The following is a 26000-nucleotide window of genomic DNA, read 5'->3' as shown; positions in this document are numbered from 1 at the left end:
GCTGCTCGTCATGGTCCCGGTCACCGGGCTACACCACTCTATGGGGCACTACTAGTGGGCGTCCGGGGTGCGGGTCACCGGCACGTTCGAGCCCCACATCATCAGGTAGGTGGCGTCCCACCAGTCGCCGGACTCGGGGACGTCGGTCTGATCGCCGAAGACCTGCGGGCTGGCCACCGGCAGGTCGGCGTACCAGTCGTAGAACGACGTCATCACGCCGCCGATCAGCTGAATGAACCGGGTGCCGACGCAGTGGCTCACCTGGGACATCGCCGGAATCGGCGAGAAGCCGGCGCACCGGTCGGGGCCGTAAGTCTTGATGGTGTGCACGTGCGCGGCGGCGGCGATCTCGATGGCCTCGTCCCAGGTGACACGCACCAGGCCGCCCTTGCCGCGGGCCTGCTGGTAGGCGCGACGGCGGACGGGGTCGCCGGTCACGTCGGCCCACGCGAGCACCGGGTCGCCGAGCTTGGCCTTGGCCTGGCGGTACATCTCCACCAGGACGCCGCGGGCGTACGGGTGTCGCACGCGCGTGGGGGAGTAGGTGTACCAGGAGAAGGCGGCGCCGCGGGGGCAGCCGCGCGGCTCGTACTCGGGGCGGTCCGGGCCGGCCGTCGGGTAGTCGGTCTCCTGCGTCTCCCAGGTGATGATGCCGTCCTTGACATACACCTTCCACGAGCAGGAGCCGGTGCAGTTGACACCGTGCGTGGAGCGGACGATCTTGTCGTGACTCCAGCGGTCCCGGTAGAAGACGTCGCCGGCGCGGCCGCCTTCGCGGAAGACCGCGCGCTTGTCGTCGGACTCGTCCCACCGGGTGAAGAAGCGCCCGACGTCGAGCAGTGCTTGGGCGGCGTCGCCCTGAGTTCGCGGTGTGCCAGCCATGTCTGTGACCCTATGCCCGATTGAAGGCAACAGGGTTCATTTAAACGAAACGCTGACCGACGAAAGCGGAGGCCGCGATGGCTGAACGAAGCGGGTCCATGCCGAGCCGGTGGCAGCGCCTTCGGTTGGAGCACTTCACCTTCGTGATGGCCACCGGCATCGTGTCGACGGCGTTGCTCAACACCGGTGCCGTGGTGCTGTCGGAGATCGTCTTCGCGATCGCGCTGGCCGGGTACGCCGTGCTGGTGGCCGGAGCGCTCGCCGGCTTTCTCGCCGGGCTGCGTCCGGTGCGCGAGGAGAACGCGTCGCGGGCCGCGCGCACACTGGCCGTCATCGCCGCCGGTGGCGTGTTGGCGGCGCGGATGGTGCCACTGCACTGGGACACCGCGGCCCTGGTGCTCATCGTGGTCTCGGCCGTCGCCTGGGGGGTGCTGCAGTACGGGATCTTCGCGGCAGTGGTGGTGGCCGCGAGTGGTCGCGGCCCCGCCGACTCCGGTCCGGGGCTGAAGCAGATGGACGGCACCTGGTTCCTGGTGGTGGTCTCCACGCAGGCGCTCGCGGTGTCGTTGGGGTCGTGGTCGGCGGCCGCCGACTCGGACCTGGGCGCCACGCTGGCCGCCCTCGCGTGGGGCCTGGGCGTGCTGCAGCTGATCATCGTGGCGGCGCTGGTGTCGGCGCGGCTGCTGCTGGTGGGCGTCGCACCCACCGACGAGGTGTCGCCGTACTGGGTGTTCCTGGGCTCGGGTGCGATCAGCATTCTGGGCGCCGCCGAGGTGCTCGGTGTGCGGGCCGATCAACCGGTGGTGCCGGACGTGCTGATCGGCGGGGTGGCGATGGCGCTGTGGGCGTTCGTCACGTGGATGCTGGTGCCGACCATCGCGTTGACGCTGTGGCAGCGGCGTCGTCCGGGCGCGATCCGCGGCTACCGCGCCGCACTCTGGTCCATGGTGTTCCCCATCGGCATGTACGGGGAGTCCACGCGACAGCTGGGGCAGATGCGCGCCATCGACTGGCTCGTCGACATCGGCACCTGGGAGGCGTGGGTGGCCTTCGCCGTCTGGCTCGGGGTGGTGGCGCTCGCCGCCGTCGCGGTGCGGGACAGCTCCCGCTCCGGCGAATCCGATCGGACGCAGCGGGTGGGGCCGGGCGAGTTCGTGCGATAGCTCGCCACTCCGCTTGCCGCGCGCAGCGCCGGGAATTATCCGGACCAAGGTCCGGTTGTGCTGGGTGACAACGGACCCCACGACCGGAAGGCGCGGCAATGCAATTCGGACTCTTCAGCGTCAGCGACATCACCACCGACCCGACCACCGGCGTGACGCCCAGCGAACACGAGCGGATCAAGGCGACCGTCGCGATCGCCCGCAAGGCGGAGGACATCGGCCTCGACGTCTTCGCGCTCGGCGAGCACCACAACCCGCCGTTCTTCTCGTCGTCGCCCACCACCACGCTGGCCTACATCGCCGCGCAGACCGAGAAGCTGCAGCTCTCCACGGCCACCACGCTGATCACCACCAACGACCCGGTGAAGATCGCCGAGGATTTCGCCATGCTGCAGCATCTCGCCGACGGCCGCGTCGATCTGATGCTGGGCCGCGGCAACACCGGCCCGGTGTACCCGTGGTTCGGTCAGGACATCCGCCAGGGCATCCCGCTGGCCATCGAGAACTACGCGCTGCTGCACAAGCTGTGGACCGAGGACGTGGTGAACTGGGAGGGCAAGTTCCGCACCCCGCTGCAGTCGTTTACCTCCACTCCGCGGCCGCTCGACGACGTCGCGCCGTTCGTCTGGCACGGCTCCATCCGCAGCCCGGAGATCGCCGAGCAGGCCGCGTACTACGGCGACGGCTTCTTCGCGAACAACATCTTCTGGCCCAAGGGCCACTTCCAGCGGTTGATCGGCTTCTACCGCGAGCGGTACGAGCACTACGGCCACGGCGCCGCCGACGAGGCCATCGTCGGCTTGGGCGGACAGTTCTTCATCCGGAAGAACTCCCAGGACGCGGTCAACGAGTTCCGCCCGTACTTCGACAAGGCGCCGGTCTACGGGAACGGACCGTCGTTGGAGGACTTCAGCCGGGAGACTCCGCTGACCGTCGGCAGCCCGGCCGAGTTCGTCGACAAGACGTTGAGCTTCCGGGAGAGCTTCGGCGACTACCAGCGCCAGCTGTTCCTCGTCGACCATGCCGGCTTGCCGCTCAAGATCGTCCTCGAGCAGCTCGACGAGCTGGGCGAGGTGCTGCCCGAGCTGCGGGCCGGCTTCGCCGAGAACCGTCCGGCGCACGTGCCGGACGCACCGACCCACGCCTCGCTCGTCGCGAAGGCGCAGGACTCGAAGAAGGAGGTGCTGGTGTGAGCGCGCTCAAGATCGTCGCCGTCAACGCCGGACTGTGCGAGCCGTCGTCGACCCGCATGTTGGTCGACCGGCTCGGGGAGGCCACCCTCGCCGCGCTGCCCACCTTCGGCGCGGAGTGGAGCGTGATCGACCTGCGCGACGTCGCCGCCGATGTCGGTGCGTCGATGGCCGCCGGTTTCGCCACCGGCGCCGCGGGCCCCGCGATCGCGCAGGTCCAGGAGGCGGATGCGCTGATCGTCGCCAGTCCGGTGTTCAACGCGTCGTATTCGGGGCTGTTCAAGGCCTTCTTCGACCTCGTCGACGTCGACGCGATGAACGGCAAGCCGGTGCTGATCGCCGCCACCGGCGGCAGCCCGCGGCATTCGATGGTCCTCGACCACGCGCTGCGGCCGCTGTTCGGTTTTCTGCGGACCGTCGTGGTGCCGACCGGGGTGTACGCCGCCAGTGAGGACTGGGCCGGCGGGAGCGGTGACGCCACCACGCTGGCCGGCCGGATCGACCGAGCCGCGGGGCAGTTGGCCGCGCTGCTCGGCGAACGCGAACGACCGGCGGCGAGCATCTCGACGGTGTCGGCTGCGGCCGGTCCGTCGAGCGCCGAAGCCGCCGGAATGGCGACCTTCGCCCGCCTGCTCAGCGGGAACTAGCGCGGTCCGGGGTGGGGAGGGAGCCGGTGCGCCGGGGCCGGACCGAGGTGCGCCGTCGGATCCAGGGGCTGGCTGACCAGGTGCATCGCACGGGGGTCGTACGGTAGGTCGGCGGGGCCCACCAGGTTCGGTGCGCAGCCGTCCTGCACGATGATTCGCCGGACGTACCCTGGCGGCAACGTCGTCTTGTGGAGACCGAGGGGTCCGATCGCGTGAAAACTACGACGGCACGACGCAGCGACCGATCGCCGGCTGAGCTCCGGCTGTCCCGCGACGTCACGGCCAAAGTCGCGGCGGCGGGTGCGGCCACGCCCGGGCTGTCGCCGACGATCGTGCAGGCCGCACGCCTCCTGGAAGGGCGGGCGACGTCGATCGCCGAGACGGTGGTCGCGCGGATCCGCGCCGAAGTACCCCACTACGGAGACCGGATCAGCGGCCCGCCGGAACTCGGAGCGCTGCTGTACTCGGCGCTGGAGTCGTCCGTGGGGTCGCTGGCCAACCCGGAGCGCGTCCTCGACTCGGCCGAATACGCCTGGAACCTGGGGCAGCTCCGTGCTCGGCAGGGCGTGCCGCTGCTGGCGTTGCGCGACTGCTACCGGATCTGGGCCGCCGAGCTGTGGCGGGAGCTGGTGGAGGCCGCCACCGCGCACGACCCCGACGACGCGTTGGAACTGGCACGCAGTGCCGGCGGGTTCTGGAGCTTCTGCGAACGCGACACCAAGCTGATGATCGAGTCGTACCGGTTGGCGTCCACGGGCGCCGCCGCCGACGCCGAACGCAAACTGCTGCCTATGCTGCGTGCCTTCCTGCGCGGCCACGCCGACCCGGTGGACGTGGTGAGCGCGGCGATCGCCCTGGATCTGCCGACCGACGGGCGGTACGCGGTGGTGCGCGTCCCCGACGAGGCGGTCGGGAGCGGCCGCCCGGTGCGCGACGAGCTCGACGGCATGACGCTCTACTGGTGTCCGCAGCGGTCCGGGCTGTCGTTGCTGGTGCTGCTCGGCGACCGGACACCGACCGAGGTGCGGGTGGCGTTGGCGTCGTCGTACCCCGGAACGCTCGCGGGCATCAGCCCGGCGGTCGACGGCCTGATCAACGTGGGGCGGGCCAACCAACTCGCCGAACTCGCGCTGCGCGCCGCCGGGGCAGCCGACGGCCCGGTGCTGCTGACCGACCGGCTCTCGATGGCACTGCTGGTGGCGCGACCCGATCTGAGCGCCGTGCTCGCCGCGAACATTCTGGGACCGGTGCTCGAGCTCGACGCCGGGGAACGCGCCGTGCTGCTGGACACGTTCCGCGCGTGGCTCGACGCCGACGGATCGGCGGCTCGCGCAGGCAAAGTGCTGTTCTGCCACCACAACACGGTCCTGAACCGGTTGCGCCGCTTGGAACGGCTCACCGGTCTGCACCTGGACCGCCCGCGCGAACTGGTGGAACTGACCCTCGCGCTGGAGGCGGTCACCGCCGGCGTCGCCGCTGTGCCCGTAGCTACTGGAGGATCGTCATCTCGCTGATGAGCCACTCATCGTCGGCTTTGACGAGCGTGTAGCGGCCGGCGACGCGCTTCGTGTCGTCGCCGCCGAGGAGGCTGTCGGTGGTGACGGTCAGCGCACCGAGGATCTCGGCGGTGTCGCCGTCGAGGCTGATCAGGCCGGCGTCGTCGACCTTGCAGGATCCGCTCGCCTTGCTCTGCCGGACGGTGCGGGCGGTGGTCTCGCGCTCCTTGTCGAACTCGGCTTTCGCCGCGCCGGTGAGGACCCGTGCTGCGGCGTCCATGTCGGCGTCGTACGTGGTGTAGCCGAAGGTCAGGGGCTGGCAGATGATGTTCTGCGCGCGTGTCATCACCTCGTCGACCGCCTTCTGAGTGGCCGCTCGCCCGGGGCGCGTGTCGTCGGCTTCGGCTGCCCCGCCGATGACACCGGTGCCGATCAGCGCGGCGACGACGATGACGGCGATCGCGGCGAGCACCGCGAGCGGTGCGGCGATCCGCCACCCGCCCGGACCCCGATGCGGGTCGGTGCCGAAACCAGGTGGCGGTGGGAAGACCGTCGGCATGCCGTCGGGGCTGTTGCTCGGAGGTGGGAAGTCGGTCATTCAGTTCACCCCCGCAATCGTCATCTCGCTGATCAGCCATTGGCCGTTCTGGTTGACCATTTCGAACTTCCGGTTGATGGTGGTTGGCGTACCGGGACCCTGAGTTGTGCTTCGGAGCGTGGCTACCAGGTCGGCTTTCTCGTCGCCTGCGCTGATGACGCCGAGGGCGGTGACCGAGCAGCCGAAGGTGATGCCGGAATTGTCTTTCGCAAGCGACTCGAACCCATCGCGCTGGCTCGAATACAGCCGCTTCGCGGCTCCGGTCAGCACGGCTTCGGCGCGCTGGAAGTCGGCGTCGAACGTCGCCGCGCTGAGGGTGAAGGGCAGGCAGACGATCTCGGTGGCGCGCTTCACGAGGGCGGGGTCGGGCGCGATGGGGCCGTCGGCCTGCGAGGAGCCGTCCGAGCTCGGCATCGTGAAGAACAGCGCCAGCGCGACGATCCCGGCGATCACCGCCGCGGCCAGCGCGAGGAGCGTGGTGGTGCGATAGCCGTTGCCTCGGGGCGGGAGCGGTGGCGGGCCGGGCGGGTACGGCGCCGGATACGGCGGACTGGTGGTCACGTCAGGAGCCTAGAGCAGGCGCCGCTTGCCGTCGTAGACCTTGCCGCCGATGACGCGCAGGCCGATGGACGATTCGAGTGGCATCCGCCAGAGCGGGTCGGTGTCGTCAGCGCCGTAGGCGACCAGATCGGTGGTCCGGTCGCGATCGACGCCGAGCAGCATCCGTTCGCCGTCGGTACCGAGATAGTTCGGGAAATCCTGGTTGAAGCTGCCCCCGGAGCCGTCGTAGACGTCGAACCACACCAGGTCGTTGGCGCTCGCGGAGGGGCTCGACCCGGGAGGTGGGGGCCTGTGGGAGACAACGACGGTGGTGCTGACCGCAGCCATGATCACGCCCGGCTCGGTGTCCAGCTGAGCAGTGACAACGGGCTTTCCGGTGGCCGGATCGAACGAGGCGACCTGTTTGGTGTCGTCGTTGGTGAGCAGTGGAAGCGGCGTCACGGTGCCCATGCGCAGGAGGCGGGTCAAGGCAGGAGACGGACCGTATTCGGCAGGCAGCCAACCCGGTGCGGCGGAGGACGTCTTCTTGCCGGCGCTGTCATAAAAATCGACGTGGGCATCGGATGGCACCTCGTTATCGACGACGACGGAGAAACCGCTCGCGAACGGTGTCCATTCGATGTTCACGGATTGCTCGGGGTACCTGGTCTTCCCCGCGTCGTAGGTATAGATGATCCGGCCGGTGGCGACGTCGCGCAGCGTGAAGACGGTGCCGGAGATCGAGGGGATTGCGGGTGTGCCGTCCGGAAAATCGAGGACCGAGTTGAAGCCGCCGGGTGCGCTCCATGCGGTGCGGCCGGTGTCGTCGTAGGCGGTGACCCGAGTCTTCGTGACCGCCACGACGGTATCGCCGGTGACGGAATAGCTGACTTCAGTGCGGGACGCCGGGTCCGGAAGGTCGGTGACAGCGCCGGTCGCGACATCAAGCACCGCCGCGCTGTCGTTGTCCAACGTGCAGAACAGTTTGTTCGGATTCCGGAAACCGCGGCAGTCGCGGAAGGCCCGGTCCCGTTCGGGTATGACGATGGTCCTCAGCCTGGTGCCGGATTCGGCGTCGACGATGTACGTCTTGTCGTCGCCGGAGATCAGGACGATCCGCTCATTGCCGCCGACGGCCTGCTCGAAGCCGGCGTATTGGGGTGCGACGAACACCCACTTCGGGTCGGTCGGTGCGGTCGGGAAGGACGGCAGCTCGGGGGTCACCGGTGTGCGCTTGAGATCGGCCGCATCGGCGGCGACCTCGATGCCTGCTGCGGTGTTCTCGCTGGTGCGTTCGCTGCCGCCGTCGCTCTTCCACGGTTGGAAGGCCACGACGAGACCGACGACCAGAATCAGTGCTCCGATCAGTGCGACGGCGACCAGGAGCGGCGTGCGCGACCTCTTCGCGGGGGCCCGCGTCGGTGCGACGGGGGAGTCGGGCGCGATCGGGGCCGCAGTGGCGACGGCCGGTTGGTCGGGGCGGCGCGGCGCCGAGCGCTGCGGTGAGGGCGTCGGCGAAGGATCGGCTGGTGGGGAAGCGGTCGGTGGGGTTCTTGGCCATCGCCGCTGCGAGGACGGCGTCGACTGCGGGCGGCAGGTGCGGCGAGCGCCGGCTGGCAGCGGGGACCGGCTGCAGGATGTGGGCCATGCTGATCGACACCGCGTTGCCGGTGGCGAACGGCGGAGCTCCGGTGAGGAGCGCGTACGCCGTCGCGGCCAGCGAGTACTGGTCGGCGCGCGGATCGGGGGTGTAACCCTGGAGCAGTTCGGGAGCGGCGTAGGTGACGGTGCGGATGGTCAGCCCCGCGTCGTCGGCGGCGCCGGATAGGCGGTCGAGGCCGAAGTCAGTGAGTCGGGCGCGGTCGTGCTGGTCGATCAGGATATTCGTCGGCTGCACCTGGCGGTGTACGACGCCGCTCGCGGCCAACGTGTCGAGGGCGGACGCGATCTCCGCCACGTACCGTGCGACGACCTGCGGGTCGAGTGGGCCCTGCTCGAGGCGGTCGCCGAGGTTCTCGCCGCCGATCAGCTCGTAGGCGATCCAGTAGCGACTGTCGTCGATGCCGTGGTCGAGGACCTTCACGAGAGCGGGGTGCGAGAGTCCTGCGAGGACGTCGACTTCGTGTTCGAAGCGAGTGCGGAACGAGTCGTCGTCGGTGAGTGCGGCGGCGAAGACGCGGAGCGCGTTGCTACGGGCGAGGCCCGGATGATGTGCGACGTAGACCTCACCCATGTCGTCGGTGTCGAGCAGTTCCTCGATGGTGTAGTCGGCGAAGATCTGTCCCGGTTCAAGCGTGCTCACGTGTGTCCCCCTGATGGTTGCCGCGTCAGACTACCGGGCACGCCGTACCCGACAGTCCTATTCCGCCCCCGGGGGCGACAGCTAGAGCATGCGACGGTTCGCGACGTAGAGCTTGCCGCCGATGACGAACGGTTCGTCCTGGGAGCCGGTGGATTTCACTTCCCACAACGGCTGGCTGTTCACGGCCTCGAGGGGGCTGTAGTCGTTGGTCTCGTAGACGCTGAAGTCGTCTGACTCCTCGATCAGCAATCGCTTCCCGTCGGTACCGAGGAGGCGCGGAGGGTAGTGAGTGGTGAAGGTGCCGCCCGCGCCGTCGTACACGTCGAACCAGACCTGACTCATCTTCGTCTGGCCGGGGAGCGAGAGCTCTGCGGACACGTACTCGACAGCCACCTTGGTGCCGACCGCGCCGAGGACCTCGGTCGCGACGGCCGGCAATTGGACGGTCACGACGGGCCGCCCGGTCTCGGGGTCGACGGAGGCGACCTGGTTGGTGTGCTTGTTGGTCAGGACGGGTAGCGGGGACACGACAGCGTGACCCTCGGCGGCGTCGTACGCGACGGGTAGCCAACCGTTCTCGACTGTCGCGGTCTTCGTGCCGGCTGCGTCGTAGATCTCGACGAGGTTGTCGTTGAGCGATTCCCCCGGTGTGACGATCAGGAAGCCGTCGGCGTACGGCTGCCACGTCACGCGCGAGGTATGGCCGGGCCCGAGGGCTTTGATGGCGTCGTAGGTGTAGACCGCCTTCCCCGTGGTGGCGTCGTGCAGGGTCAATGTCGTTTCGGTCGCGACCGGGACCACCGGACTGCCCTGGGGGAGCCGCTCAACGAGTTCGTTGAAGTGGGGAGTGCCCCAGAGCCTTCGGCCGGTGTTGCTGATAGCCGTGATGCTGTTCTCGGTGAGGAACAGTGCGGTGTTGCCGGAGACAACCACTTTCGGGTCACCGCTGACCGGCACCGGGGTGATCGCGCCGGTCCCGAGGTCGATCGTCGCGTACGCGTTCCTCGTGTCCATGGGGCAGATCAGTTTGTTCGGGTCGGTGAAGTTCTTGCAGTCGTGGACGTACGGGTTCTCAATACCGGTGACCGGTACCGTGCGCACGACCTTCCCGGTGTCCGCGTCGAGGAGGTACAGCGTGTTGGTCCGGTCCCGATTGACGGAGATCATGACCAGCTTCTCGTTGCCGCCGGCCGGGGTGACCGAGGAACGTTCGGTGAGTTTGCCCGGAACGTCGAAGACCCATTTGGGGTCTTCGGGTTTGGTGGCCAGCGACGCCATGTCGGGGTGGCCGAGTTCCGGGGAGGTCGGCGGCGTTGGGGAGACCGTTACGCCGGGGCGGGTGGCGCCGGGGTTATCGGAGTTCCAGGGTTGCATTGCGGCGAGGAGGCCGAAGACGAGGATCGCGATGCCGACGACTGAGCCGATGATGATCGCCGGTTTGCGGGACTTCTTGGCCGTCGGCGCGGTCGGCGGAGCGGGTGGTCCGGCTGGTCCGCCAGGTCCGGGTGGTCCGGGGATGGCGCCTGGTCCGGCTTGGGTGGCGACGTAAGCGGCGGGCGCGGGAGCCGGGGTGTTCAAGTGTGTGGTGGCTTGGTCGACGGGTGTAGTGGTGGTCGGCTGGTCGGTTGCCGCGGCGACGACATCGGTGGGTGGGGTGGTGTTGAGTGCTGCGGTGAGGGCGGTGGCGAAGGTGCGGCTGTCGGGGTAGCGGTCGGCGGGGTTCTTGGCGAGTGCGGTGGCCAGGACGGTGTCGACGTCGGGGGAGAGCGCGGGGGCGATGGTGCTGGCGCGCGGTGGTGGTTGTTGGATGTGGGCCATGATGAGCGAGGCCGCGTTGGTGCTGGTGAATGGGGGTGTGCCGGTGAGCAGCGTGTAGGCGGTGGCGGCGAGGGAGTATTGGTCGGCGCGGGCGTCGACGGGCTGGCCGAGGAGTTGTTCTGGGGAGGCGTAGGTGACGGTGCCGATGGTCATGCCGGTGCCGGTGAGTTCGTTGGCTTCGGCGGTCAGGTGGGCGATGCCGAAGTCGGTGAGGAGGGCGCGGTCGTGTTGGTCGATGAGGATGTTGGCGGGTTTCACGTCGCGGTGGACGAGGCCGTGGGTGGCGGCTTCGTCGAGGGCCGAGGCGATCTCGGTGATGGTGCGACCGACCGTCATGGGGTCGAGGGGGCCGTGTCCGGTGTGGGCGGCGAGGTCGGTGCCGTGGATGCGTTCGTAGGCGATCCAGAGGCGGCCGTCGTGTTCGCCGCGGTCGAGGACTTTGACGATGTGGGGTGGGAGAGGCCGGCGACGACGTCGGCTTCGCGTTCGAAGCGGCGGCGGAAGGCGTCGTCGTCGGCGAGGGGTGCGGACAGGATTTTGAGGGCGTCGCTGCGGGGGAGTCGGGGGTGGCGGGCGATGTAGACCTCGCCCATTCCGCCTGCGCCGAGGAGTGACTCGATGGTGTAGCCGGCGAAGATCTGCCCTGGTTCAAGCGTGCTCACGTGTGTTCCCCCTGATGGTTGCCGCGTCAGAGTACCGGGCGCGTCGTACGCGGCAGTCCTATTCCCTCGTGGCCGCTCACCGCTCGTGCTCAGGATCCAGTGAAGTAGCAGTCGGCGACGTGGACAACGGCTCCATCGTGCGCTCGCGGCACGATTTGCCGGTCCGGCCTGCGATTACCTACACTTGAACGGTTGCCCGGGTGAACTGTGCCCCCGGGAGCCACAACTTCATACCTTTTCCGGTCCCGGCGAAAAGCCAATGGAATCGGACAAGGTCGCGGTGAGAGCGATCGATCCGCAGAACCTTGCACAACTATCCACTTCGTGGAAGGCCCACCGCAGGTCAACGACTCTCACGAGTCTGCGCCCGGCGTTGCATGGGAACCACTACGAGAAAGGTTGACGGTCAACCATGACCATGACTGACCCGATCGCAGACTTTCTGACGCGTCTGCGTAACGCCAACTCGGCGTACCACGACGAGGTGTCTCTGCCCTCGTCGAAGATCAAGGTGAACATCGCCGAGATCCTCAAGCGTGAGGGCTACATCACCGACTTCCGCGTCGAAGACGCCGAGGTCGGGAAGAAGCTCACCGTGACCCTGAAGTACGGCCCGAGTCGGGAGCGCAGCATCGCTGGCCTCCGTCGCGTGTCGAAGCCGGGTCTGCGCGTGTACGCAAAGTCCACCAACCTGCCGAAGGTGCTGGGCGGCCTCGGCGTGGCGATCATCTCCACGTCGTCGGGCCTGCTGACCGATCGCCAGGCAATCAACCAGGGCGTGGGCGGCGAAGTCCTCGCGTACGTCTGGTAAGGGGAGCGCAAGAAATGTCGCGTATCGGTAAGAACCCCATTGCTATCCCTGCTGGCGTGGAAGTGACCATCGCCGGCCAGGACGTGAAGGTCAAGGGCCCCAAGGGCGAACTGAGCCTCACCGTCACTGAGCCCATCGCTGTGGCTCAGGAAGACAACACCATCGTGGTGACCCGGCCCGACGACGATCGTCGTAACCGCGCTCTCCACGGCCTCAACCGCTCGCTCGTCAGCAATCTCGTCGAAGGTGTCACCAACGGTTACACCACCAAGATGGAGATCTACGGCGTCGGTTACCGCGTGCAGGCCAAGGGCCGCGATCTCGAGTTCGCCCTGGGCTACAGCCACCCCGTGCCGATCGAGGCTCCGGAAGGCATCACCTTCGCGGTGGAGTCTCCGACCAAGTTCTCGGTCTCGGGTATCGACAAGCAGCTAGTCGGCCAGATCTCGGCGAACATCCGTCGTCTGCGTCGTCCGGACCCGTACAAGGGCAAGGGCGTGCGCTACGAGGGTGAGCAGATCCGCCGCAAGGTCGGAAAGACGGGTAAGTAAGACATGAGTGAAGCAATCGACCGCACACCCCTCGGCAAGGACGCGTCGACCCGTCGTCGCACCGCGACCAAGCGTCGTCACTTCCGCCTGCGCAAGAAGGTCAACGGCACCGCCGAGCGTCCGCGCATGGCCGTGCACCGCAGCAGCCGCCACATCCACGTTCAGGTGATCGACGATCTGACCGGCCACACCCTGGCCGCCGCCAGCTCGATCGAGGCCGACGTGCGTGGCGCCGGCGGCGACAAGAGCGCCCAGGCCGCCAAGGTCGGCGAGCTCGTCGCCCAGCGCGCCAAGGCTGCCGGCATCGAGACCGTGGTCTTCGACCGCGGCGGCAAGGCCTACCACGGTCGCATCGCGGCCCTGGCCGACGCTGCCCGCGAGGGAGGCCTGGCGTTCTGATGATCAACGTGATGACCATGACCATGACCGGAGGGGATCTCTAATGCCCGGACCCGCGCGTGACGGCAGAAACGCACCTGCCGGCGCCAACAACAGCAACGACAATCGCGGCGAGCGCCGCGGCCGCGGCGACCGTCGCGACAGCCGCGGTGGCCGCAACGAGCGCGAAGAGCGCAACCATCTCGAGCGCGTGGTGACCATCAACCGCGTCTCGAAGGTGGTCAAGGGCGGACGCCGCTTCAGCTTCACCGCGCTCGTGGTGGTCGGCGACGGCCAGGGCATGGTCGGTGTCGGCTACGGCAAGGCCAAGGAAGTTCCCGCGGCGATCCAGAAGGGTGTCGAGGAGGCTCGCAAGAGCTTCTTCCGCGTCCCGATGATCGGCGGCACCGTGACCCACCCGGTTCAGGGTGAGGCTGCGGCCGGCGTCGTTATGCTGCGTCCGGCCAGCCCGGGTACCGGTGTCATCGCCGGTGGCGCCGTGCGCGCCGTCCTCGAGTGCGCGGGTGTCACCGACATCCTCGCCAAGAGCCTGGGCTCGGACAATGCGATCAACGTGGTGCACGCCACCGTCGAGGCGCTCAAGTCGCTTCAGCAGCCTGAAGAGGTCGCTGCTCGACGTGGCCTGCCCGTCGAAGACGTCGCACCGGCCGGCATGCTGCGCGCTCGCGCCGCTGCTGCCGCCGCGGCGACCGAAGGGAAGTAAACCATGGCACAGCTGAAGATCACCCAGATCAAGGGCACCATCGGTACCAAGAAGAACCAGCGTGACAGCCTGCGCACCCTTGGCCTCAAGGGCATCCGCAAGACCGTCACGCGCGAGGACACCCCGATCAACCGCGGCCTGGTCAAGGCCGTGCGGCACCTCGTGACTGTTGAAGAGGTCAACGAATGAGCGCTATCAAGCTGCATCACCTTCGCCCGGCTCCCGGGTCGAAGACCGAGAAGACCCGCGTGGGTCGCGGTGAAGGTTCCAAGGGTAAGACCGCGGGTCGCGGCACCAAGGGCACCAAGGCACGCAAGAACGTGCCCGCCGCATTCGAGGGCGGCCAGATGCCGATCCACATGCGTCTCCCGAAGCTCAAGGGCTTCAAGAACCGCAACCGGGTCGAGTACCAGGTCGTCAACGTCGGCGATCTCGCCAACCTGTTCCCGGAGGGTGGCACCGTCGGTGTCGCCGAGCTCGTCGCCGCCGGCGCCGTGCGCAAGAACCGGCTGGTCAAGGTCCTGGGCGACGGCGAACTGACCGTCAAGCTGGACATCACCGCTGACAAGTTCACCGGTGCTGCGAAGGAAAAGATCACCGCCGCCGGCGGTTCGGTCACCGAGCAGTAGGTCTGTACCAACGGTCAGGTGTGCCCGCGTCGTCGTCCCGTCACGGGATGAGACCGGGCGCACCTGACCGGCCGCTCATGGCGGCTGTTAAAGTTTTGGTTCTGCGGGCCCCGCCCGCGTGACGGACGCGAAAGCGACCCGTCGAGTACTTTTCAACGAGATGAAGCCGAGCACCGCTGACGGTCGAAAGATCGCGCGGTCGTAGGAGGAGTTAGTGCTTTCCAGCCTCGTGGCGACCTTCCGGACGCCAGACCTGAGGAAGAAGATCTTCTTTGTCCTCGGCATCCTCGTCCTCTACCGCTTCGGCGCGACGCTGCCGTCGCCCGGTGTGGACTTCCGCGAGATCAACAACTGTGTCGACGCCGCCACCACCGGCGACACCGGCCAGGTGTACTCGCTGATCAACATGTTCTCCGGCGGCGCGCTACTGCAGCTGTCGGTCTTCGCGATCGGCATCATGCCGTACATCACGGCGTCGATCATCGTGCAGCTGCTCACCGTGGTGATTCCGCGCTTCGAGCAGCTCCGCAAGGAAGGCCAGTCCGGCCAGAACAAGATGACGCAGTACACCCGCTACCTCACGGTGGCGCTGGCACTGCTGCAGTCCACCGGCATCGTGGCCCTCGCAGCCGCGGGCAACCTGCTGCCGTCGTCGGGCGGAAACTGTAATTCCGACGCCATCCTGGTCGACAAGTCCATCATGGCGCTCACCCTCATTGTCCTGGTCATGACCGCGGGCGCCTGCCTGGTCATGTGGTTCGGCGAATTGATCACCGAGCGCGGCGTCGGCAACGGCATGTCGCTGCTGATCTTCGCCGGCATCGCCGCGCGCCTCCCGGCCGAAGGCCGCACCATCCTGCAGAGCCGTGGCGGCCTGATCTTCGGCCTGGTCTGCCTGGCCGTGCTGATCATCCTCGTCGCCGTCGTGTTCATCGAGCAGGGTCAGCGTCGCGTCCCGGTCCAGTACGCCAAGCGCATGGTGGGCCGCAAGATGTACGGCGGATCGTCGACCTACATCCCGATCAAGGTCAACACTGCGGGCGTCATCCCGGTGATCTTCGCGTCGTCGCTGCTGTACATCCCGCAGCTCATCATCAGCGTGACCCAGGGCAGCGGCGAGATCTCCGGCTGGAAACTCTGGATTCAGGACAACCTGGTGGATCCGGGCAGCTGGTTCCACATCGCGACGTACTTCCTGCTGATCATCTTCTTCACGTACTTCTACGTGGCCGTGACCTTCAACCCGGAGGAACGCGCCGACGACATGAAGCGCTACGGCGGCTTCATCCCGGGGATCCGTCCGGGCAAACCGACCGCCGACTACCTGAGCTTCGTGCTCAGCCGGATCACGCTGCCCGGCTCGCTGTACCTGGGCATCATCGCGATCCTGCCGAACCTGTTCCTGGAGATCGGCAACAGCAGCAGTGTGGCCAATCTCCCGTTCGGCGGTACGGCACTTCTGATCATGGTGGCCGTCGGCCTCGATACGCTAAAGCAGATCAGTAGCCAGCTGATGCAACGCAAATACGAAGGGTTCCTCAAGTGAGACTCGTCATTCTCGGACCTCCCGGAGCAGGCAAGGGGACGCAGGCCGAACTGCTCTCCGAAGCGTTGGGCATTCCGCACATCTCCACCGGTGACCTGTTCCGCGCGAACATCTCGCAGGGCACGCCGATCGGTCTCGAGGCCAAGAAGTACCTCGACGCCGGCAACCTGGTGCCGCCGGAGATCACCGTCAACATGGTGCGCGAGCGTCTCGTGGAGCCGGACGCGGTCAAGGGCTTCATCCTCGACGGCTTCCCCCGCTCCGTGGAGCAGGCCGAAGCGCTGTCCGGCATTCTCGCCGACGCCAACGTGGAGCTCGACGGCGTGCTGTCGTTCGTGGTCGACGAAGACGCCGTCGTGGAGCGCATGCTCGCCCGCGGCCGCGCCGACGACACCGAAGACGTCATCCGCAACCGGATGAAGGTCTACGCCGACGAGACCGCGCCGCTGCTGACCCACTACGCCGGTTCGATCACCGAGATCGACGGCATGGGCGAAGTGGCCGACGTGCACACCCAGGTGCTGAGCAAGCTCGGTAAGTAATAGTGGTTCGCTTCCGTAAGCGGAAGGTCGTTCCCTTCCGCACACCCGGCGAACTGGATGCGATGGAGGCGGCCGGCGTCATCGTCGGCGCCGCCCTCGTGGCCTGCCGCCAGGAGGCCAAGCCCGGTGTGACCACCGCCGACCTCGACGAGATCGCCGAAACGGTGATCCGCGAGGCCGGGGCAGTGCCGTCGTTCAAGGGCTACCACGGCTTCCCCGGGTCGATCTGCAGCTCGGTCAACGAGGTCGTGGTGCACGGCATCCCGTCCTCGAAGGTGGTGCTCGCCACCGGCGACCTGGTGTCTGTGGACTGCGGCGCCATTCTCGACGGCTGGCACGGCGACTCCGCCTGGAGCTTCGGCATCGGGCCGCTGTCGAAGCTCGACGAAGAGCTCAACGAAGCCACCCGGATGTCGCTGGAAGCGGGTATCGCGGCGATGATCGCCGAGGCCACCGTGAACGACGTCTCCAAGGCCATCGAAGCCGGGACCCGCGCCGCCGAGAAGCGGTTCGGCCGCTCCTTCGGCATCGTCGAAGGCTACGGCGGGCACGGCATCGGTCGCGAGATGCACATGGATCCGTTCGTGGCCAACGAGGACAATCCCGGGCGCGGCAAGGAGCTGCTGGCGATCGGCTCCACGCTCGCCATCGAACCCATGCTGACGCTGGGCGGTCCCGACACGTCGATCCTCGAGGACGACTGGACCGTCGTGACCGACGACGGCACGCGCGCCTCCCACTGGGAACACACCGTCGCGGTGACCGAGGACGGCCCGCGCATTCTCACACCGCGGCCCTGACCGTCGGCCGGTAGAACGCGACGCCGGCTAGGAGGACGGCTGCGGCGATCAGCGAGTAGGTGTCGCCGATCAGGTGCTGCCACCACGCCCACTCGAGTTCCGGGCTGTGCTGCGGCGACCGCCAGTACGGGACCAGCCAATGCGGTCCGATGGCGAAGACCGCGGTCACGGCCGTGGTGCCGGCGATGAGCGCCGCCCGGTGCGGGCCCCGCACCGCGGCGTCGACCGCCAGGACCAGCGCGGGCACCACCCAGACCCAGTGGTGCGACCACGACACCGGTGAGCAGAGCAGCACCGCCAGCGCGTTGACCACCATCGCCTCCGGTGCACGTCCGGCGCGCAGCAGCCGCACCATCAGGATCGCGGCACAGCCCACCACGATCGTCGCGCCGAGCAGCCACAGCGCGGCGCCGGCGTCCGGGGCCAGTCGCGCGAGCACACCCTTCCAGGACTGATTCGACGAGAAGAACGTCGTCCCGATGCGGTCCGTCCCGGTCAACACGCCGCCGAACCAGTACTCCAGCGAATCGTGCCACGCGAGGAGGAAGCCGACGGCGGTGGCCGCGGCGGCCGAGCCGATGAGGGTGGCGACGGCGCGGACGTCGCGGTTGAGCAGAAAGAACAGTCCGAACGCCGCCGGGGTCAGCTTCACCGCGGCGGCGAGGCCGATCAGCATGCCGCGCGGCCACCAGGGTCTCTCGACCAGCAGGTCTGCGGTGACCAGGAACATCAGGATCAGATTCACCTGGCCGAAGCCGAGGGTCTCGGTGACCGGCTCCAGCTGGATGGCGACAGCGAGAGCGACGAGCATGAGTCCGACGGCGATCATCCGGTCCAGGTCGGGGCGGATACGGGTGAGGATGAGCCACACCGTGCCGGCCAACGACGCCATCGACAGGGTGGCCATCGCGACCGCGGCGGCCGTGGCGGGCAGGATCGCAAACGGGGTGAAGACGACGGCCGCGAGCGGGGGATAGGTGAACGGCAGCCAGATGTGGTGCACCGGGAACCAGGCGGCGTACAGGTCCACATCGTCGAGCCAGGCCTGCGCGCCGGCGCGATAGACGTCGAGGTCGATCTGGTCGTGGCCGAAGCCGAGCAGCAGGCCGAGAGCGAGGGACGCTGCGAAGGCGACCGCGCCGATCGCGAGCACGCCCGCGGGGCGGGGGACGGGCACCTCAGACCTCGAGGAGCAGGGTCACCGGGCCGTCGTTGACCAGCGCGACCTTCATGTCGGCGCCGAACCGTCCGGTCTCCACGTGCGCGCCGCGCGCCCGCAGCTCCGCCACCACCGTGTCGACGAGCGGCTCGGCGACCGGACCCGGTGCCGCGGCGTTCCAGGTGGGACGACGGCCCTTGTCGGTGTTGCCGTACAGGGTGAACTGGCTGATCACCAGGATGGGCGCGCCGACGTCGGCGGCGGACCGCTCCGGGCCGCCGTCGCCGTCGAAGATGCGCAGGCCCCAGATCTTGTCGGCCAGCTTCGTCGCCTGCGCCGGTCCGTCGTCGTGGGTCACGCCGACCAGCGCCACGAGGCCGAGCGCGCCGTCGGCCAACTCCAGGGTGCCGAGGCATTCGCCGTCGACGGTGACCGATCCGGCGCTGACTCGTTGAATGACCGCTCGCACCCCGGTGACCCTACCGGGTGGGCTCGGGGCCGTCCGCGACCTCGGCGGCCGACGGCCCGACGACGCGGTCCGAGCGCGCATACAGGACCAGGGAGTCGCCCCGGGTGAAGCCGGCCAGTGTGATGCCGTGGTCGACGGCGAGTTCCGCGGCCATCGACGACGGCGCCGACACGGCCGAGAGCACGGGGATCCCGGCCATCGCCGCCTTGAGGACCAACTCGAAGCTGGCGCGCCCGGAGACCTGCAGCACCGTGCCGGTCAGTGGCAGCCGCTGCTCGGTGAGCGCCCAGCCGACCACCTTGTCGACGGCGTTGTGCCGCCCTACGTCCTCGCGGACCACCAGCAGCTCGCCGCTGTACGCATCGAACAGGGCGGCCGCGTGCAGGCCGCCGGTCTTGTCGAAGGCGGTCTGCTTGGCGCGCAGTCGGTCGGGAAGGTCGAGGAGGAAGTCGGCGCTCACCCGCACCGGATCGGCGTCCGGGTGAAAGCGGGAGGAAGTGTGGACCGCCGCGAGGGACGTCTTGCCGCAGACGCCGCACGCGCTCGTGGTGGTCACGTGGCGGGACAGATCGTCCGACGGCGGCGCGACGTGCGCGGCGAGCGTCACGTCCAGTGCCTCGCCGCCCCGGAAGCCCGCGGAGACCACGTCCGCGTGGGAGGCGATGATGCCCTCGGCGACGAGGAAGCCGAGACTGAGTTCGATGTCGTCGCCCGGCGTGCGCATGGTGACCGACAGCGGCCGACCGTCGACCCGGATCTCCAGGGGTTCTTCCACGGCCAGCAGATCGGCGCGGTCCGCAGCGGCACCGTCGCGGTGTACGCGCAGCACGCGTCGACGTGCGGTGATGCGGCCCATACTCGGCTAGCTGTACAGGTTGTCGACGCTGTCGGGCAGCAGCACCGCCGCGAGCCAGCTGACCGCCGAGATCACCAGAGCGCCGAAGATCGCCGACCAGAAGAAGTCCTGCACGTCCACGCCCCAGTGGGTGAGGTTGTTGGTGATCCATGCGGTCAGTTCGAGCATGAACGCATTGATGATGATGTGAATCAAGCCCAGGGTGAGAATGTAGAGCGGGATGGACAGGATCTGCACGATCGGCTTCACGAAGGCGTTGACCACCCCGAAGATCACAGCGATCAGCAGGACGACGCCGAACTTGGCCCACCAGTTGGTGAGCGATCCGAAGTCAAAGTCCAGCCCGGGAACCAGCTGCACTGCCACCCACAGGGAGAAGGCGGTCAGCAGCGTGCGGAGAATGAATGAGCGCATGGAGTCAGTCTGTCAAAGCCTCGGTCGCCAGGAGGCGATTGCCCTGTGTCGCTTGCCCCACGCGCGCACCGATTGGCTCTGACGGCCCAGGTCGCGTAACATCGAACCTCGGTGCGTCGTGCGTTCTCGCATGCGTGCGACCAGTCGCGCGTTGCACCGACCGTAGCGGAAAACACAAGATTCAACCGGGAGACGCATGCTGCGTCGACCAGAATCGCGGAGGACATGGCTAAGAAAGACGGAGCCATTGAGGTCGAGGGTCGCGTTGTCGAGCCCCTGCCCAATGCGATGTTTCGCATTGAGCTGGAGAACGGCCACAAGGTGCTCGCCCACATCAGCGGGAAGATGCGTCAGCACTACATTCGCATCCTGCCGGAGGACCGGGTCGTCGTAGAGCTCTCGCCCTACGACCTGAGCCGTGGCCGCATCGTCTACCGCTACAAGTAGACCGCCGGGCTCGCGGACGAGTCCGGAACTTGAATAAGGAGAAGCTGACGTGAAGGTCAACCCCAGCGTCAAGCCGATCTGCGAGAAGTGCAAGGTGATCCGCCGTAACGGGCGAGTCATGGTGATCTGCGAAAACCTGCGCCACAAGCAGCGCCAGGGCTGATCCGCGTTCTTCTTCAGGTCCGCTTGAAGAACACAACTGAACACAGGTAAGTGAAGGAACTCCCAGCACCAGCGGGCGCAGACGCGCGCCCGCCTACCCCCGGACCAGAGGCCGGGGCCCGTCGCAGAGGCGGGACGGACTGGGAGCAGACCTCTGAAAATCGAAGGAAGAATCACATGGCACGTGTTGCCGGTGTCGATCTCCCCCGCGAGAAGCGGCTGGAGATCGCACTTACTTACATCTTCGGGGTGGGTCGTACCACCTCCAAGGAGATCCTTGCCGCGACCGGTCTGAACCCGGACATGCGCGCCAAGGACCTCACGGACGCTGACGTCAGCAAGCTCCGTGAGTACATCGAAGCCTCGGTCAAGGTCGAGGGTGACCTGCGCCGCGAGGTCCAGGCCGACATCCGTCGCAAGATCGAGATCGGCTGCTACCAGGGTCTGCGCCACCGTCGTGGCCTGCCCGTCCACGGTCAGCGCACCAAGACCAACGCTCGTACCCGTAAGGGTCCGAAGAAGACCATCGCCGGGAAGAAGAAGTAATGCCCCCCAAGTCACGTAGTGCCGGCCCGAAGAAGGGCACTCGTCGTCGCGAGAAGAAGAACGTCCCGCACGGCCAGGCGCACATCAAGTCGACGTTCAACAACACGATCGTGTCGATCACCGATCCCGAGGGCAACGTGCTGAGCTGGGCTTCGTCCGGCCACGTCGGCTTCAAGGGTTCGCGTAAGAGCACCCCGTTCGCCGCGCAGCTCGCTGCCGAGAACGCTGCCCGCAAGGCCATGGAGAACGGCGTCAAGAAGGTCGACGTCTTCGTCAAGGGACCGGGCTCGGGTCGCGAGACCGCCATTCGTTCGCTGCAGGCAGCCGGCCTCGAGGTCGGCACCATCTCCGACGTGACCCCGCAGCCGCACAACGGCTGCCGCCCGCCCAAGCGGCGCCGGGTCTAGCGGAGAGGGAGGAAAAGGAAAATGGCTCGTTATACCGGCCCCGCAACCAAGAAGTCCCGTCGTCTTCGCGTCGACCTGATCGGTGGAGACCAGGCGTACGAACGTCGTCCCTACCCGCCCGGCCAGCACGGTCGCGCGCGCATCAAGGAGACCGAGTACCTGCTCCAGCTGCAGGAGAAGCAGAAGGCTCGCTTCACCTACGGCGTCATGGAGAAGCAGTTCCGTCGCTACTACGAGGAAGCAAACCGTCGCTCCGGCAAGACCGGTGACGTGCTGCTGCAGATCCTCGAGTCGCGTCTGGACAACGTCGTCTACCGTGCGGGCCTGGCTCGCACGCGTCGTCAGGCGCGCCAGCTGGTCAGCCACGGTCACTTCACCGTGAACGGCCACTCGGTCGACGTCCCCAGCTTCCGCGTCAGCCAGTACGACATCATCGACGTCAAGCCGAAGTCGCTGGCCACCCCGCCGTTCCAGATCGCCAAGGAGACCCTCGGCGAGCGTCCGGTTCCGGCGTGGATCCAGGTCGTCCCCTCGACGCTGCGTCTCCTCGTGCACAACGTGCCCGAGCGCGCGCAGATCGATGTGCCGCTGACCGAGCAGCTCATCGTCGAGTACTACAGCAAGTAATCGCCGAGGCAGCCAACGCTGTCCCGGTTCACCCTCGAGGCCGTCAAATAGTGGGCGGTCGAAGGAGAATCACTCACCATGCTCATTTCCCAGCGACCCACTCTGTCTGAAGAGGTCCTCGCCGAGAACCGCTCGAAGTTCGTCATCGAACCCCTCGAGCCGGGCTTCGGTTACACCTTGGGCAACTCGCTGCGGCGCACGCTGCTGTCGTCCATTCCGGGCGCAGCAGTCACCAGCATCCGCATCGACGGCGTCCTGCACGAGTTCACCACCGTCCCCGGAGTCAAGGAAGATGTCACCGGCATCATCCTGAACCTCAAGGGCCTCGTGGTCAGCTCGGAAGAAGACGAGCCGGTCACCATGTACGTCCGTAAGCAGGGTCCGGGAGCCGTCACCGGCGCCGACATCGTGCCGCCCGCCGGCGTCACCGTGCACAACCCGGATCTGCACATCGCCACCCTGAACGACAAGGGCAAGCTCGAGATCGAGCTCGTCGTCGAGCGGGGCCGCGGCTATGTGCCGGCCGTGCAGAACAAGGCCACCGGCGCCGAGATCGGCCGTATCCCGGTCGACTCGATCTACTCGCCGGTCCTGAAGGTGACCTACAAGGTCGAGGCCACCCGTGTCGAGCAGCGCACCGACTTCGATCGTCTGGTGCTCGACGTGGAGACCAAGAACTCCATCACCGCGCGTGACGCCCTGGCGTCGGCCGGTAAGACGCTGGTCGAGCTGTTCGGCCTGGCGCGGGAGCTCAACGTCGAGGCCGAGGGCATCGAGATCGGGCCGTCGCCTGCCGAGGCCGATCACATCGCCGCGTTCAGCCTGCCGATCGAGGATCTGGAGCTGACTGTCCGCTCGTACAACTGCCTGAAGCGCGAGGGTGTTCACACCGTCGGCGAACTGGTGGCGCGTACCGAGTCGGATCTGCTCGACATCCGGAACTTCGGTCAGAAGTCGATCGACGAGGTCAAGGTGAAGCTGCACGGCCTGCAGCTGTCCCTCAAGGACAGCCCGGCCAGCTTCGACCCCTCGCAGGTCGCGGGCTACGACCCGGCCACCGGGATGTGGAGTGATGAGTCGTCGTACGGCGACGACGCTGGTGAGGACTTCGCCGAGACCGAGCAGCTGTAGCTGTCGAAGACCATTTGAGACTGCCGGTCTGCGATCGGCGCCCCTCCTAGGAGAAACCAATGCCCAAGCCCACTAAGGGTGCCCGCCTCGGCGGGTCGGCCAGCCACCAGAAGGCGATGCTCGCCAATCTGGCCACGGCGCTCTTCGAGCACGGCCGCATCACCACCACCGAAGCCAAGGCCAAGCGCCTGCGTCCGTACGCGGAGAAGCTCATCACCCACGCGAAGGCCGGCGAGCTCGCCAACCGTCGCCAGGTGATGAAGGACATCCGCGACAAGGACATCGTCCACAAGCTGTTCGAGGACATCGCTCCGCTGTACTCGAGCCGTGACGGTGGCTACACCCGCATCATCAAGACCCTGCCCCGCAAGGGCGACAACGCGCCGATGGCCGTGATCGCTCTCGTGACCGAGCAGACCGCTTCCACCGAGGCCAGCCGCGCCACCCGCGCTGCTGCGTCCAAGGCTGCTGCGGAGAAGGTTGCCAACCCGGTGGCCGAGGTCATCGACGAGGCCACCGACGCCGAGGTCGAGAACGCTGAAGCCGTGTCTGAGGCCGCCGACGAGAACCAGGCTGCGGCGACCGCAGACGAGACTCTCGCCGAGGGTGCCGACGTCGACGGTTCCGACGACGCCAAGTAGTCGGGCGCTCTGATTCAGACGCCTGCGAACGAGCCCGCCGATCCCCGCGAGGGGGTCGGCGGGTTCGTCGTTTCTCCGATGCTGCGGCTGCGGCTGCTGATCGGGTACGACGGCACCGACTTCTCCGGGTGGGCCACGCAGCCCGGCCGCCGCACCGTCTGCGAGACACTGGAGTCGACGCTCGCGACCGTGCTGCGGGTGCCGGTCCGGCTCACCGTGGCCGGGCGTACCGACGCCGGGGTGCACGCCACCGGACAGGTCGCGCACTGCGACGTGCCGGCCGCGGCCCTCGACACTCGCTCCATCGGCGGCGATCCCGCGCGCCTGGTGCGCCGCCTGGCCAAGCTGCTGCCCGCCGACGTGCGCATCAAATCCGTCGAGGCGGTCTCGCCCGACTTCGACGCCCGCTTCTCGGCGCTGGCGCGACGCTACGAATACCGCCTGACCGACGCCGCTTGGGGCCCGGAGCCGTTGTCGGCGCGCCGCACCGCGGACTGGCCGCGGCCCCTCGAACTCGCAGCCCTGAATGCGGCGTCGTCGTCGCTGTTGGGCCTGAACGACTTCGCCGCCTTCTGCCGCTTCCGGGAAGGCTCCACCACCATTCGCGAGCTGCAGGAGTTCGGTTGGCGGCGCGACGACGACGGCGTGCTCGTCGGGCGCGTGGTGGCCGACGCCTTCTGCTGGTCCATGGTGCGGTCACTGGTCGGTGCGGTCGCCGCGGTGGCCGAGGGGCGGCGCGACCTCGACTGGTGCGCCGGGCTGCTCGCCGAGCGGACCCGCAGCGCGCAGGTCCCCGTCGCGCAGGCGCGGGGTCTGGCCCTCGCCGAGGTCTACTATCCGGCGGAGCACGAGTGGGCGGCGCGCAACGAGCGCACCCGCGACGTCCGATCGGCCGCCGACCTGGGCGGCGACTTGGGCGGGGACGGCGACGGCTGCTGCGGCGACTGACGTCTCAGCGGTAGCTCGACAACTCGGTGAGGAGCTCGGCGACCAGCGGATTGGGCGTCGCGTCCGTCCGCAGGACCGCCGACACGGGCAGGGTGAAGTCGAGACTGCGCCGGCAGGCGATGCCCGGGGCCAGCGGATCCTCGTAGAGGATGGTCCAGCTGTCGGGCTGGTTGATCAGTTCGAAGGCCACCGGATGACCGGGCCGCGACTGCGGCCCGTAGTGCGGCGTGACGCCGGCGCGGGCGAACACCTTCTCCACCAGTTTGTGCAGCAGCACCTGCTTGTCAGCCGCCGGGAGAAGCAGCGGATACGAGGCCAACTCGGCGAGGTGGGGACTGCGAACGTGCGCGGCGAGCGGATGGCGCGCGGCGAAGGCGATCACCGGTTGATCCACCCAGAGCGGATCCCGGTACAGCCCGTCCCGATCGACGGTCCCGCGAACCAGTGCCAGATCCGCCTCCCCGCTCGCGACGGCGTCGATGCGCTGCTCGAACGGCTTGAGCAGGAAATCGATCTCCGCCTCGGGATGGCGCTCGCGGACCGCAGCGACCGCGGTCAGTGCGGCCCGGGCGAAGGACATGTTGGCGGCGACGGCGACGCGGTCGGGGCGCGGTGTGACGGCGGCGATCGCGTCGTCGCGCAGCGCGAGTAGCTGCTCGGCGCGGGGGAGCAGGAGTTCGCCCGCCTCGGTGAGCGTCACGGTGCGTCCGCTGCGGTGGAACAGCTCGACCCCGAGTTCCCGTTCGAGGGCGGCGATCTGATGGCTGACCGCGCTCTGGGACACGAAGCAGGCGCGCGCCGCAGGCGAGAATCCGCCGTGTTTGGCGACGGCGACGAGGTAGGTCAGCTGGCGAAACTCCATGACCTCATTGTATGAGCAAAACAGATGGAGGCAATGCGATATCCCGTGGTCG

The 26000-nt window shown here is 67.8% G+C and carries 31 protein-coding genes and 1 pseudogene; 21 read left to right on the top strand and 11 right to left on the bottom strand.

All coding sequences use genetic code 11. The features are described from left to right. Window positions 1-54: 54 nt before the first annotated feature. Window positions 55-882 (bottom strand): annotated as a pseudogene (locus MUG78_RS02490) (molybdopterin-dependent oxidoreductase); the annotation flags it as partial. A gap of 77 nt (window positions 883-959) precedes the next feature. Between MUG78_RS02490 and MUG78_RS02485 the strand changes: the two are divergent. From MUG78_RS02485 to MUG78_RS18235, 4 genes are all read left to right on the top strand, one after another. After that, window positions 960-2045, top strand: a complete 1086-nt coding sequence (locus tag MUG78_RS02485; RefSeq protein ID WP_246991871.1) for a tellurite resistance/C4-dicarboxylate transporter family protein — start codon at window positions 960-962, stop codon at window positions 2043-2045. A gap of 98 nt (window positions 2046-2143) precedes the next feature. Further along, window positions 2144-3238 carry an LLM class flavin-dependent oxidoreductase gene (locus tag MUG78_RS02480; protein WP_246991869.1) on the top strand — a complete coding sequence of 365 codons (1095 nt, stop codon included), beginning with the start codon at window positions 2144-2146 and terminating at the stop codon, window positions 3236-3238. Beyond that, on the top strand, window positions 3235-3882 hold the full coding sequence (locus tag MUG78_RS02475) for a CE1759 family FMN reductase (RefSeq protein ID WP_246991867.1): 648 nt from the start codon (window positions 3235-3237) through the stop codon (window positions 3880-3882). Before MUG78_RS02480 ends, MUG78_RS02475 begins: the two co-directional genes overlap by 4 nt. Before the next feature lie 212 nt (window positions 3883-4094). After that, window positions 4095-5396 (top strand): helix-turn-helix domain-containing protein, encoded by a 1302-nt coding sequence (locus MUG78_RS18235; protein ID WP_246991866.1) that lies wholly within the window; start codon window positions 4095-4097, stop codon window positions 5394-5396. On the opposite strand, the gene MUG78_RS02465 is transcribed toward MUG78_RS18235, so the two are convergent. From MUG78_RS02465 to MUG78_RS02445, 5 genes are all read right to left on the bottom strand, one after another. After that, window positions 5371-5976 (bottom strand): hypothetical protein, encoded by a 606-nt coding sequence (locus MUG78_RS02465; RefSeq protein ID WP_246991864.1) that lies wholly within the window; start codon window positions 5974-5976, stop codon window positions 5371-5373. The genes MUG78_RS18235 and MUG78_RS02465 overlap by 26 nt on opposite strands. Continuing rightward, entirely contained in the window at window positions 5977-6537 is a 561-nt protein-coding gene (locus MUG78_RS02460; protein ID WP_246991862.1) for a hypothetical protein, read from the bottom strand. Between the two features lie 1099 nt (window positions 6538-7636). After that, on the bottom strand, window positions 7637-8818 hold the full coding sequence (locus MUG78_RS02455; protein WP_246991860.1) for a serine/threonine-protein kinase: 1182 nt from the start codon (window positions 8816-8818) through the stop codon (window positions 7637-7639). Window positions 8819-8899: 81 nt separating this feature from the next. Continuing rightward, window positions 8900-11038 carry a serine/threonine-protein kinase gene (locus MUG78_RS02450; RefSeq protein ID WP_246996760.1) on the bottom strand — a complete coding sequence of 713 codons (2139 nt, stop codon included), beginning with the start codon at window positions 11036-11038 and terminating at the stop codon, window positions 8900-8902. Beyond that, window positions 10969-11298, bottom strand: a complete 330-nt coding sequence (locus MUG78_RS02445) for a protein kinase family protein (RefSeq protein ID WP_246991858.1) — start codon at window positions 11296-11298, stop codon at window positions 10969-10971. The genes MUG78_RS02450 and MUG78_RS02445 overlap by 70 nt, the downstream gene beginning before the upstream one ends. A 412-nt stretch (window positions 11299-11710) precedes the next feature. Here MUG78_RS02445 and rpsH point away from each other — a divergent pair, with 412 nt between their 5' ends. From rpsH to map, 9 genes are all read left to right on the top strand, one after another. After that, complete coding sequence (gene rpsH / locus MUG78_RS02440; protein WP_246991856.1) at window positions 11711-12109, top strand: 30S ribosomal protein S8; 399 nt, start codon at window positions 11711-11713, stop codon at window positions 12107-12109. Window positions 12110-12123: 14 nt separating this feature from the next. Then, window positions 12124-12660, top strand: a complete 537-nt coding sequence (gene rplF, locus MUG78_RS02435; RefSeq protein ID WP_246991854.1) for a 50S ribosomal protein L6 — start codon at window positions 12124-12126, stop codon at window positions 12658-12660. Window positions 12661-12663: 3 nt separating this feature from the next. After that, the gene (gene rplR, locus MUG78_RS02430) at window positions 12664-13059 is read left to right on the top strand and encodes a 50S ribosomal protein L18 (RefSeq protein WP_246991852.1); all 396 of its coding nucleotides are present in this window, start codon (window positions 12664-12666) and stop codon (window positions 13057-13059) included. Between the two features lie 43 nt (window positions 13060-13102). Further along, on the top strand, window positions 13103-13762 hold the full coding sequence (gene rpsE / locus MUG78_RS02425; protein ID WP_246991850.1) for a 30S ribosomal protein S5: 660 nt from the start codon (window positions 13103-13105) through the stop codon (window positions 13760-13762). A 3-nt stretch (window positions 13763-13765) separates the two neighbouring features. Beyond that, window positions 13766-13951, top strand: a complete 186-nt coding sequence (gene rpmD, locus MUG78_RS02420) for a 50S ribosomal protein L30 (protein ID WP_246991849.1) — start codon at window positions 13766-13768, stop codon at window positions 13949-13951. Then, window positions 13948-14391 (top strand): 50S ribosomal protein L15, encoded by a 444-nt coding sequence (gene rplO, locus MUG78_RS02415; protein WP_246991847.1) that lies wholly within the window; start codon window positions 13948-13950, stop codon window positions 14389-14391. The genes rpmD and rplO overlap by 4 nt, the downstream gene beginning before the upstream one ends. 214 nt (window positions 14392-14605) lie before the next feature. Continuing rightward, window positions 14606-15937 (top strand): preprotein translocase subunit SecY, encoded by a 1332-nt coding sequence (gene secY, locus MUG78_RS02410; RefSeq protein ID WP_246991845.1) that lies wholly within the window; start codon window positions 14606-14608, stop codon window positions 15935-15937. Further along, window positions 15934-16479 (top strand): adenylate kinase, encoded by a 546-nt coding sequence (locus MUG78_RS02405; RefSeq protein WP_246991842.1) that lies wholly within the window; start codon window positions 15934-15936, stop codon window positions 16477-16479. Before secY ends, MUG78_RS02405 begins: the two co-directional genes overlap by 4 nt. A 62-nt stretch (window positions 16480-16541) precedes the next feature. Beyond that, entirely contained in the window at window positions 16542-17279 is a 738-nt protein-coding gene (gene map, locus MUG78_RS02400) for a type I methionyl aminopeptidase (protein ID WP_246996758.1), read from the top strand. Here the strand turns inward: map and MUG78_RS02395 are convergent. Genes MUG78_RS02395 through MUG78_RS02380 form a run of 4 tightly spaced genes read right to left on the bottom strand, consistent with a single transcriptional unit; the run spans window position 17263 to window position 20177 of the window. Continuing rightward, on the bottom strand, window positions 17263-18456 hold the full coding sequence (locus tag MUG78_RS02395; protein WP_246991840.1) for a glycosyltransferase 87 family protein: 1194 nt from the start codon (window positions 18454-18456) through the stop codon (window positions 17263-17265). The two genes, map and MUG78_RS02395, sit on opposite strands and share 17 nt — an antisense overlap. 1 nt (window position 18457) lies before the next feature. Further along, window positions 18458-18907 carry a D-aminoacyl-tRNA deacylase gene (gene dtd, locus MUG78_RS02390; RefSeq protein WP_246991838.1) on the bottom strand — a complete coding sequence of 150 codons (450 nt, stop codon included), beginning with the start codon at window positions 18905-18907 and terminating at the stop codon, window positions 18458-18460. A gap of 10 nt (window positions 18908-18917) precedes the next feature. Beyond that, window positions 18918-19763, bottom strand: coding sequence for a formate dehydrogenase accessory sulfurtransferase FdhD (gene fdhD / locus MUG78_RS02385; protein ID WP_246991836.1), 846 nt, complete (start codon window positions 19761-19763; stop codon window positions 18918-18920). Between the two features lie 6 nt (window positions 19764-19769). Next, the gene (locus MUG78_RS02380) at window positions 19770-20177 is read right to left on the bottom strand and encodes a phage holin family protein (protein WP_246991834.1); all 408 of its coding nucleotides are present in this window, start codon (window positions 20175-20177) and stop codon (window positions 19770-19772) included. 225 nt (window positions 20178-20402) lie between these two features. On the opposite strand from MUG78_RS02380, the gene infA reads away from it, so the two are divergent. From infA to truA, 8 genes are all read left to right on the top strand, one after another. Continuing rightward, window positions 20403-20624 (top strand): translation initiation factor IF-1, encoded by a 222-nt coding sequence (gene infA, locus MUG78_RS02375; RefSeq protein WP_003418601.1) that lies wholly within the window; start codon window positions 20403-20405, stop codon window positions 20622-20624. 49 nt (window positions 20625-20673) lie between these two features. Beyond that, window positions 20674-20787 carry a 50S ribosomal protein L36 gene (gene rpmJ / locus MUG78_RS02370; RefSeq protein ID WP_024332746.1) on the top strand — a complete coding sequence of 38 codons (114 nt, stop codon included), beginning with the start codon at window positions 20674-20676 and terminating at the stop codon, window positions 20785-20787. 176 nt (window positions 20788-20963) lie between these two features. Further along, complete coding sequence (gene rpsM, locus MUG78_RS02365; protein WP_246991831.1) at window positions 20964-21332, top strand: 30S ribosomal protein S13; 369 nt, start codon at window positions 20964-20966, stop codon at window positions 21330-21332. Continuing rightward, the gene (gene rpsK, locus MUG78_RS02360; protein WP_246991829.1) at window positions 21332-21739 is read left to right on the top strand and encodes a 30S ribosomal protein S11; all 408 of its coding nucleotides are present in this window, start codon (window positions 21332-21334) and stop codon (window positions 21737-21739) included. Before rpsM ends, rpsK begins: the two co-directional genes overlap by 1 nt. Before the next feature lie 21 nt (window positions 21740-21760). Further along, complete coding sequence (gene rpsD, locus MUG78_RS02355; protein ID WP_246991827.1) at window positions 21761-22366, top strand: 30S ribosomal protein S4; 606 nt, start codon at window positions 21761-21763, stop codon at window positions 22364-22366. A gap of 78 nt (window positions 22367-22444) precedes the next feature. Continuing rightward, entirely contained in the window at window positions 22445-23497 is a 1053-nt protein-coding gene (locus MUG78_RS02350) for a DNA-directed RNA polymerase subunit alpha (protein ID WP_246991825.1), read from the top strand. Between the two features lie 59 nt (window positions 23498-23556). Continuing rightward, the gene (rplQ, locus tag MUG78_RS02345; protein ID WP_246991823.1) at window positions 23557-24138 is read left to right on the top strand and encodes a 50S ribosomal protein L17; all 582 of its coding nucleotides are present in this window, start codon (window positions 23557-23559) and stop codon (window positions 24136-24138) included. Between the two features lie 78 nt (window positions 24139-24216). Next, window positions 24217-25086, top strand: a complete 870-nt coding sequence (gene truA / locus MUG78_RS02340) for a tRNA pseudouridine(38-40) synthase TruA (protein ID WP_246991821.1) — start codon at window positions 24217-24219, stop codon at window positions 25084-25086. Window positions 25087-25090: 4 nt separating this feature from the next. Here truA and MUG78_RS02335 read toward each other — a convergent pair whose 3' ends face one another. Then, window positions 25091-25948: a LysR family transcriptional regulator gene (locus tag MUG78_RS02335; protein WP_246991819.1), complete on the bottom strand. Its 858-nt coding sequence runs from the start codon at window positions 25946-25948 to the stop codon at window positions 25091-25093. Window positions 25949-26000: the final 52 nt, after the last annotated feature.

Source organism: Gordonia alkaliphila, assembly GCF_023017165.1.
Classification (GTDB): Bacteria; Actinomycetota; Actinomycetes; order Mycobacteriales; family Mycobacteriaceae; genus Gordonia; species Gordonia alkaliphila.
Note: the sequence above shows the minus strand (reverse complement) of the source record. Positions and strands in the feature narration are given on the sequence as shown.

Excerpts from the sequence above, each read along its gene's own strand:
- rpsE (WP_246991850.1), top strand. The coding sequence starts at position 13,103 with ATGCCCGGACCCGCGCGTGACGGCAGAAACGCACCTGCCGGCGCCAAC.
- rpsM (WP_246991831.1), top strand. The coding sequence starts at position 20,964 with ATGGCACGTGTTGCCGGTGTCGATCTCCCCCGCGAGAAGCGGCTGGAG.
- rplQ (WP_246991823.1), top strand. The coding sequence starts at position 23,557 with ATGCCCAAGCCCACTAAGGGTGCCCGCCTCGGCGGGTCGGCCAGCCAC.
- rpmD (WP_246991849.1), top strand. The coding sequence starts at position 13,766 with ATGGCACAGCTGAAGATCACCCAGATCAAGGGCACCATCGGTACCAAG.
- rplO (WP_246991847.1), top strand. The coding sequence starts at position 13,948 with ATGAGCGCTATCAAGCTGCATCACCTTCGCCCGGCTCCCGGGTCGAAG.
- MUG78_RS02480 (WP_246991869.1), top strand. The coding sequence starts at position 2,144 with ATGCAATTCGGACTCTTCAGCGTCAGCGACATCACCACCGACCCGACC.
- MUG78_RS02380 (WP_246991834.1), bottom strand. The coding sequence starts at position 20,177 with ATGCGCTCATTCATTCTCCGCACGCTGCTGACCGCCTTCTCCCTGTGG.
- MUG78_RS02485 (WP_246991871.1), top strand. The coding sequence starts at position 960 with ATGGCTGAACGAAGCGGGTCCATGCCGAGCCGGTGGCAGCGCCTTCGG.
- rpsD (WP_246991827.1), top strand. The coding sequence starts at position 21,761 with ATGGCTCGTTATACCGGCCCCGCAACCAAGAAGTCCCGTCGTCTTCGC.
- rplF (WP_246991854.1), top strand. The coding sequence starts at position 12,124 with ATGTCGCGTATCGGTAAGAACCCCATTGCTATCCCTGCTGGCGTGGAA.
- rpsH (WP_246991856.1), top strand. The coding sequence starts at position 11,711 with ATGACCATGACTGACCCGATCGCAGACTTTCTGACGCGTCTGCGTAAC.
- MUG78_RS02335 (WP_246991819.1), bottom strand. The coding sequence starts at position 25,948 with ATGGAGTTTCGCCAGCTGACCTACCTCGTCGCCGTCGCCAAACACGGC.
- rplR (WP_246991852.1), top strand. The coding sequence starts at position 12,664 with ATGAGTGAAGCAATCGACCGCACACCCCTCGGCAAGGACGCGTCGACC.
- MUG78_RS02350 (WP_246991825.1), top strand. The coding sequence starts at position 22,445 with ATGCTCATTTCCCAGCGACCCACTCTGTCTGAAGAGGTCCTCGCCGAG.
- infA (WP_003418601.1), top strand. The coding sequence starts at position 20,403 with ATGGCTAAGAAAGACGGAGCCATTGAGGTCGAGGGTCGCGTTGTCGAG.
- MUG78_RS02465 (WP_246991864.1), bottom strand. The coding sequence starts at position 5,976 with ATGACCGACTTCCCACCTCCGAGCAACAGCCCCGACGGCATGCCGACG.
- rpsK (WP_246991829.1), top strand. The coding sequence starts at position 21,332 with ATGCCCCCCAAGTCACGTAGTGCCGGCCCGAAGAAGGGCACTCGTCGT.
- map (WP_246996758.1), top strand. The coding sequence starts at position 16,542 with ATGGAGGCGGCCGGCGTCATCGTCGGCGCCGCCCTCGTGGCCTGCCGC.
- fdhD (WP_246991836.1), bottom strand. The coding sequence starts at position 19,763 with ATGGGCCGCATCACCGCACGTCGACGCGTGCTGCGCGTACACCGCGAC.
- truA (WP_246991821.1), top strand. The coding sequence starts at position 24,217 with ATGCTGCGGCTGCGGCTGCTGATCGGGTACGACGGCACCGACTTCTCC.